The organism is Acetobacter sp. DmW_136 (assembly GCF_008690365.1).
In the GTDB taxonomy this organism is placed as follows: domain Bacteria; phylum Pseudomonadota; class Alphaproteobacteria; order Acetobacterales; family Acetobacteraceae; genus Acetobacter; species Acetobacter oryzifermentans.
In genome coordinates this window covers 37,450-45,120 of the sequence record NZ_VHON01000014.1, presented here as the reverse complement: position 1 = coordinate 45,120, position 7,671 = coordinate 37,450, and the positions used below count along the sequence as shown (strand labels likewise).

General features: G+C 64.2%; 4 protein-coding genes. 1 reads left to right on the top strand and 3 read right to left on the bottom strand.

Going from position 1 to position 7,671, the window contains the following annotated elements:
- The first annotated feature begins 588 nt into the window (after positions 1 to 588).
- Positions 589 to 945 (top strand): hypothetical protein, encoded by a 357-nt coding sequence (locus tag FKW31_RS06205; RefSeq protein WP_123809148.1) that lies wholly within the window; start codon positions 589 to 591, stop codon positions 943 to 945.
- 50 nt (positions 946 to 995) lie between these two features.
- Here FKW31_RS06205 and FKW31_RS06200 read toward each other — a convergent pair whose 3' ends face one another.
- The 3 genes from FKW31_RS06200 to FKW31_RS06190 form a co-directional block, all read right to left on the bottom strand.
- Positions 996 to 1,931 carry a DUF2493 domain-containing protein gene (locus tag FKW31_RS06200; protein WP_035378681.1) on the bottom strand — a complete coding sequence of 312 codons (936 nt, stop codon included), beginning with the start codon at positions 1,929 to 1,931 and terminating at the stop codon, positions 996 to 998.
- A gap of 357 nt (positions 1,932 to 2,288) precedes the next feature.
- On the bottom strand, positions 2,289 to 3,350 hold the full coding sequence (locus FKW31_RS06195) for a toprim domain-containing protein (RefSeq protein WP_035378747.1): 1,062 nt from the start codon (positions 3,348 to 3,350) through the stop codon (positions 2,289 to 2,291).
- Entirely contained in the window at positions 3,350 to 7,654 is a 4,305-nt protein-coding gene (locus FKW31_RS06190) for a bifunctional class I SAM-dependent methyltransferase/DEAD/DEAH box helicase (protein ID WP_035378682.1), read from the bottom strand. Before FKW31_RS06190 ends, FKW31_RS06195 begins: the two co-directional genes overlap by 1 nt.
- Positions 7,655 to 7,671: the final 17 nt, after the last annotated feature.

Sequence of the window (7,671 nt, the reverse complement as noted above, 5' to 3'; positions counted from 1 at the left end):
ACGCCGTTGCGGCCAGCCGATCGAGGCGCAGCCGGTCTTCGGCTAGATCAGCCATCCGACAGAGGCCATGGTGTGCGGACCCGCCAGCCCATGGAGAGACGATGCCGGCATGACCGGTCCGACAGGTGGGGAACGTGCGACATAGGAGGATATCGCGCTCGCCCGGTGCGACCGTCTTACCTGCTGTTGGCGCGGATCGCGGCTAGAGACACCCGCCCCTATCTGCCGCGTCCCTGCTACAAACGGTTCGAGCCGCATTCTATGGACCCGTCGTTTCAACGAAGGCTGGGCAGCCAGTTGTCCGCTGGACGATCCCTGCTTCGCCACTGCAGTTTCGACCTGTTCACCGACGCGGAAGGGGACCACCGCCTCCCTCATCCATCGTCCCCGCAGCCGGAACGGGGAAAAGTTCTTCCCTCCTCCAGTCCGGCGTGAGGGGTGGGGCAGTCCGGCTTAATCTCCTTCAGTGTGGAAACAGGTTGCGAAGGCGCACTTTATCGAAGTCATATGTTGATATATCTCTATTTTGCATTTCTACATTGTGCGATCGACTCAATGCTTTCGTATAGAAAAGAGGAACTCGTTATCATGAAGGCCGGTCTTTTCGTTCTTCCCATTTTTTCTGGATTTATGCTGGCCAATATATCTGCGGCGAGTGCTCAGAGCGTATCGTCCTGTTCTGTCGATGCTGTAAACGAGATCGGAAAGAACAGGAGCGCGGAGGATCTGGACAAAGAATTCAAGGCACATACCTGCTATTCCGGACATCGGATTGAAATCAAAAAAATTCAGCCAGTTCCCGAAATAGGCACGGGTCGAGTATCGGGAGATGGCGACTATTATCGGCGTCTTCTTTGCGAAGAGGGGAAACCATTTCATATCGACGGTGCCTATAGCGGCGTTCAGAGCATCTCCTGCATTTATAAAAGCATATCGAAAGAATAAACTCTTCTCACCACGGATGTTGATATACCCTTCTTGGAGAACGATGGCGCTCACGCGCCACTGTCCTTGCGGAACCGCCAGACCGGGATGCCCATCTGCTTCGCCTTGTCGGCCAGATTGTCCTGAATGCCCGATCCCGGAAATACCATGACCCCGACGGGCAGGACTTTCAGCAGGGCGTCGTTCCGCCGGAACGGGGCAGCCTTGCCGTGCCGGTTCCAGTCCGGTTTGAAGGCGATCTGCGCGACCTGCCGGTGATCGGCCCAGCGGGAAGCGATGAATTCCGCGCCCTTGGGGGAACCTCCGTGCAGCAGCACCATGTCGGGGTGCTTCTCGCGCACCTTGTCCAGCCGGTTCCAGATCAGGATATGGTCCTCGTAATCGAGGCCGCCAGTGACCGCGACCTTTGGCCCGGGAGGCACGAGCAGTTCGGCTTCGGCCTTGCGGCGGGCGTTGAGGAAATCGCGGCTATCGATCATCGACGCCGTCAGGGTGCTGCGGCTGACCAGCGAACCGGAACGCGGTCGCCAGGGCGACATGGTCAGACGTTCAAACTGGTCGCAGGCGAGGTCGCGGAATATCTCGTAAGCGTTGCGTCGCTCCAGCAGGGTCAGGCCCTCGGCGATGAGACGTTCCAGTTCCACCGAGCGGATCTCGCTGCCATCCTGTTCCTGCTGGCTGCGCTTCTGCGCTGCCTCGTTGCGATCGAGATCCCGTTCGACCTGCCCGACCATGCGGTGAAAGACGTTGACCGTGGACCAGAGCAGCGGTTCGAGATCGGGTTCCAGCCGCGTGTCGGTCAGCGTGGCTGACAGGGCATCGAAGATGTCAGCGACCGCGCCCTCGATCTGGCTGGCGTCAGGCAAGGGCCTCGGGTCCGGCTCGTCCTCGAAGGGACGGTGGCCATAAAGCTGGAGTTCCGCCAGCACATGGGCGGTGGAAGAGGTAGCGTGTGCGGGTTCGAAATCGTCCTGTGTGCGGGTCATGGGTCTGTCCTCCGGTCTCGGCCGCGCCCCTCGCGGCCTTTCCAGGGGCGGATAGCGGCAGACGAAGGCCGGACCGGAACCGCGCCACGCGCGGCCGGAACGCAGTGGAGGATGGCAGGGAGACGGCTATTTTGCTTCGCGATGCAAAGCGCACCGAACCGGGGTCCCCACGCGGCCTGCCGCGTGGGGTGTGAGGGCGCGGCGGAAAATAGCCGGCTCCGCCATTGCAGGCCCGGCCTGGCTGACGCCCGCTCCCCCTCTTAAAAGGCCCGCGGGCGTGCCCCACCCGGAAGCAAGGCAGGACAGCCCCGCACGACAAGGAAAAACGATGCCCCCACACCCCCTTCCCGGCCCGCCTCAGTGCGCGACGGGTTGCAGGAACCGCGCCACGTCCTGCGGGGCAAGCTGGGGATGCAGGATCGCCCGCATCGCCCCGCGCCCGAGATAGCGCAGATCATCGTTGAAATCCGCCAGACGCGGTGACAGCACAAGGCACTCGATCCCGGCCTCCTGCGTCCGGGCGAGCAGGGTCGTCACCGCATGGTCGCCGGCCGGGTCGTCATCGCGCAGCACGTAGAGGCGGCGCAGGGCAGGCGGAAACGCCATGGCGGCGAGATGCGCCGAGGACAGGCAGGCGGCCAGTGGCAGATCGGGCATGACCTCGCGGAGCGACAGCACCGTTTCGATCCCCTCGCCTGCCGCCAGAGCGTCAGAGGCTGCGCCAAAACGCACGGCATGGCCGAGCAGATCGCCCATCGCCCGACGGGGTATGGCGACAGGCGCCTTGCCGCGTCCATCGCACGCCAGCCAGGTGCGATGAACGCCGGTGACGCGACCTCCGAGATCGGTGACGGCGGCGATCATCGCGGGCCAGGTCTCGGGCGGACTGTCGGCATCAGCGCGATAGTAGCAGTCGGGGTGAAAACGCAGGGCAGCCAAAGGGGAACAGCGCGTCAGATCGCGTCCCCGCAGATAGACAGCCGCGACACCGGACAGGGGCCGGCTGGCATCCCACAGGCGGCGTGCGGCGTCCGTGCTGCTGCCTCCCGTCCCGGGCCGGTGCGACGGGGACGTTCGCGGGCGATCCGCCGCCCGGTCAGGTTCAGGCTGAGGCAGCGCCAGAAAGCTGCGCGCCTCGTCAGCAACGTCGCGGAATTCGATCAGACCGAGGCAATCACGGATCAGGTCGAGCAGATCGCCGAACGCACCGGTGCTGGCATCCGTCCAGCGCCCGGCGGCCCCGCGCCCTTCCGAAGGGCCATGCAGGCGGACATAAAGCGAGCGGCCGGGGGTGTTACGAACATCGCCGACCAGCCAGTAATTGCCATGCCGTCGCCCGGCCGAGAGGTAATGACGGCACACCGCCTCGGCGTTCTCCGCCAGACGGCGTGACAGGTCCCGTGCATCATGCTCCGCCATCATGCCGCCTCCCTTTCCGTCACGCGCTCAATCGGCCAGGTTTCGAAGAGCCGTTCCAGAACCTTATCGCCCGCCTCATCGACCGGCACGAAAAACCGCAATGTCCACGAGATGATTTCCGAAAACAGGCCGTAGGCCCGCAAACGTTCCCGCATCCCTTCGGTAAAGCCGGTCAGTTCGATCCGCGGCCGCCCCATCACACGGACCCGCCGCACCTGCATCCGTTCGGCCAGATGCAGGACCGTTCCGCCGTCCAGCAAGGCTGTGCGTGCGTCCTGCCCGGACGGCGACAGACTGCCAGTCGCCCCGGCACTGGTGGCCCATGCCACGGGCACGCGCCGGCCAAGCACGCGCTCACCGTCATCGGTCTGCAACCGGTAGACCCGTGCATGGTCCGTCGGCAGGCTTTTCCAGACCGGCAACAGCAGCCCCGTCACCATATGGAACTCGGTCTCGACGAATTCATCGACCGTGCGCAGATCCGCCTCCCACAAGGCCGCGAAGGTGTCCTCATCCACAGGCTTCCAGTGGCTCGCCGCGAAGGCGTCACGCGAGAGGATCTGCGTGTCCATGGGCCTGACCAGCCGGACACGCCACTCGAACTCCCCGTCTTCCGTCACCAGACCGGGTGCAGGAACACGCACCGCGACCCGCCCGGACTGGGTATTGCGCACAAGACCGGACTCCCGCTCCCGTCCCAGAGCCAGTGCTTGCGACAACGTAACGGGTTCTGACCGCCGGCGTTCCCGGATGGTCAGCAATTCCGTGTCCGCGCCGGTTTCCGCATGGGTGTGAATGGTCTGGCGCGCGAGAATGGTGAAACTGTCTGCGCGCAGGGTTTCCAGACCCGCATCATAGACACCCGCCGCCACTGCCGCCTCGACACGGCCTGCCAGCAGATCCTCGAACGTCGCGAAGAGCAGGTTCTGCAGCGCCACCGGCAGGGCAAGCATCCGGTTGAGGAACGTGGAAATCGGCGGAAGCTTGTCTTTCAGGCCCGTATCATCGACCAGGGACAGACCCGTCGCATCCTCGAATTGCGCCAGTGTGCAGCCTTCGACCTTCTCCCGGGCGAGAAGACGGTAAAACTGCCGCAGCGCATCGCGCGCATAGGGACTTTCGAGATTGTCCTCCGGGCGAAACAGCCCCTGCCCGCCCGTCTGGCGCTGGCCCCGGGTCATGGCGCCCAGCGTGTCCAGCCGGCGGGCGATGGTGGAGAGAAAGCGTTTTTCCGCTTTTACGTCCGTGGCAATCGGCCGGAACAGAGGCGGCTGCGCCTGATTGGTCCGGTTGGTGCGACCCAGCCCCTGAATGGCGGCATCCGCCTTCCAGCCGGGTTCCAGCAGATAATGCACCCGCAGACGCCGGTTCGCAGCGGAAAGTTCGGCGTGATAGGACCGGCCGGTGCCTCCGGCATCCGAGAAGACCAGAATGCGCTTGGCGTCATCCATGAACGCCTGGGTCTCGATCAGGCTGGCGGCGGCGGGTCGGCTTTCCACGGCAAGCCGATCCCCCTTGCGCACCACGCGCCGCGAGCGGCCGGTCACCTCGGCTACTGCATCGGTGCCAAAATGCTGGATGATCTGATCAAGCGCGCCAGGCAGTGCCGGGAGGGCTGCAAGCTGTTCGATCATCGCATCCCGCCGGGCCACGGCCTCACGGCTCAGGACAGGCTTGCCATCGTGAAAGACCGGCCGTGAATACACATGATCCGACCCGTCGCTATAGGGTTCGTAAAGCTGGACCGGGAAGGAATGTTCCAGATACCCAAGGACGTATTCCCTTGGCGTCACATCGATCCGCAAATCATTCCAGTCTTCCGGCGAGATCTCGGCCAGCCGCCGTTCGGTCAGGGCCTCCCCCGTTGAAACAAGCTGGATGACGGCTGCATGGCCCTCGGCCAGATCGCGTTCGATCGCGCGGATCAGGGTCACGGTTTTCATGGCCGTGATCAGATGGTTGAAAAACCGCTGTTTCGTGCTCTCGAAGGCCGAGCGGGCTGCGGCCTTGGCCTGCCGGTTCAGCGTACCGTCCGTTCCGGTGATGTTGGCGGCCTGCATGGCGGCATCGAGATTGTTATGAATGACCATGAACGCCTGGGCGAAGGCATCGTAAATGCGGATCTGTTCTGGCGTGAGCTGATGCTCGACCAGTTCATATTCGACACCGTCATAGGAGAGCGACCGGGCGGTATAGAGCCCCATGGCCTTGAGGTCGCGCGCCAGCACCTCCATGGCCGCCACACCGCCGGCCTCGATGGCGGCAATGAAATCGGCCCGCGTGACGAAGGGGCAATCCTCCCCGCCCCAGAGGCCCAGACGCTGGGCATAGGCCAGATTGTGGACCGAGGTCGCACCCGTGGCGGAGACATACACCACCCGCGTGTCCGGCAGGGCATGTTGCAGTCGTAGTCCGGCACGCCCCTGCAGGGAGGCTTCCTGATCGCCCCGCTGCCCTTTGCTGCCGGCGGCATTCTGCATGGAGTGGGCTTCATCGAAGATGATGACCCCGTCGAAATCAGCCCCCAGCCACTCGACGATCTGCTGGACGCGGGAGGCTTTCGCGCCACGCTCTTCCGTCCGGAGCGTGGCATAGGTGGTAAACAGGATGCCCTCGGTCAGACGGATGGTGGTGCCCTGCGAAAAGCGCGACTGAGGTGTGACCAGAAGCCGTTCCATTCCCAGCGCCGACCAGTCGCGCTGCGCGTCTTCGAGCAGTTTGTCCGACTTCGACACCCAGACCGCGCGCCTGCGGCCGTTGAGCCAGTTGTCCAGAATGATACCCGCGACCTGGCGGCCTTTTCCGGTGCCGGTGCCATCGCCAAGGAACCAGCCCCGGCGGAACCGGACACCATCGGGATCGTCCTCACCGACACGGGTGAGGATGTCCCATGTGTGATCGGCTTTCCACCGACCTGCCAGAAAGCGATCATGGGCCTGGCCAGCATAGATGACGGATTCCAGTTGGGCGTCGGAGAGCAGGCCGTCATGGATGACGGGATCAGGGAGGGTTGGCTTGTGGGAAGGCCCGGGCGGGCGCACCGAGGCCATGGCAGCCGACTGGACCAATTTGGTGGGATGCGGCCGGGCGCCGGGAATTGCGAGGGTCTGGAGACGATAATCCTCATACAGGGCATCAGACAGACGTGTCGCCGCGGTTCCATGCTCATCCGACGGCAGGATGTCATATGACAGAAGTACGTCCTGCATCTCCGGGACCGTCCTGTGACGCGGTGCGGCGGCGGCCTTACGCCCGATATAGCCACGCACAGTGCGAGGCGAAGAAAGAGCAGCAGAGCGTAACACTGGCGACGATTGGCGCGTCTGCGGCTGACGGGACGGCAGATCACCGGTGATCCAGCCCAGCAGGGTCGGAAAATCCGGGGCCGTGCCGTGGGCCGCGATGAAGTGCGATGGCTCGGAAGCAGGTGTGCGATCGAACACCAGAAGCCGCGTTTCAACGCTCGTGCCATGCTGCCGATAGAGCGGCCCCGCGACACCCGCCGAAAACACCAGACGGGCTTTGGCCTGAAGGGTGGAGAAACCATCGGTCCAGCGCGGGTTATCAGGGCAGAAGGACAGGCCGGTCAGGGCGACCAGCCGACCACCGGGCCGCAACCGGTCCAGTGCTGAGGCGATGTGCCGGAAGGTCGTGTCAGGTGAGCGACCGGCCACATGCACCGTCGCCGAGAAGGGCGGATTCATAATGACCACATCCGGCTGAATGCTCTGCGGCAGATAGTCGTGGATCTGTGCGGCGTCATGCCGGAACAGGCGGGCTGCCGGAAAGAGCGCTGCCAGCAGGTCAGCACGGCCCGGCGCCAATTCATTGAGGGTCAACGAGGCACCGGCCAGTTCGGCGAAGATGGCCAGAAGACCGGTCCCGGCGGACGGTTCGAGTACGTGCTCGCCGCGCGCGAGACCCGCCGCCCGCATCAGGCAGAACGCCAGTGGCAGAGGCGTTGAGAACTGCTGCCAGGTCTGGCTGTCGTCCGACCGACGCGTCTGCGAGGGCATAAGGGACGCAAGCCGTGCAATGCTGGTGAGGAGATCCGCATCGCCCGAGGCGCGGGCCATCAGGGCCGGTCCATAGCGGCGCAGGAACAGGACGGACGCGGCTTCGGCAGCGTCATAAGCCATTTTCCAGTCCCACGCGCCTGTCGCATCAGGGGCCTTGAAGGCGCTCTCCATCGCCTGGCGCAACCGGCTGGCGTCCAGTTTCTCACCGCGTTCGAGATGGGCGAGAAGCAGTCGTGCGGCGGCGTGACCGCTCGTCTCACCGATAGGGGTTACAGGCCAATCCATGACGGAAGTCTCCGGGG

Coding starts and splice junctions, on each gene's coding strand:
- FKW31_RS06205 (WP_123809148.1), top strand. CDS start 589: ATGAAGGCCGGTCTTTTCGTTCTTCCCATTTTTTCTGGATTTATGCTG.
- FKW31_RS06190 (WP_035378682.1), bottom strand. CDS start 7,654: ATGGATTGGCCTGTAACCCCTATCGGTGAGACGAGCGGTCACGCCGCC.
- FKW31_RS06195 (WP_035378747.1), bottom strand. CDS start 3,350: ATGGCGGAGCATGATGCACGGGACCTGTCACGCCGTCTGGCGGAGAAC.
- FKW31_RS06200 (WP_035378681.1), bottom strand. CDS start 1,931: ATGACCCGCACACAGGACGATTTCGAACCCGCACACGCTACCTCTTCC.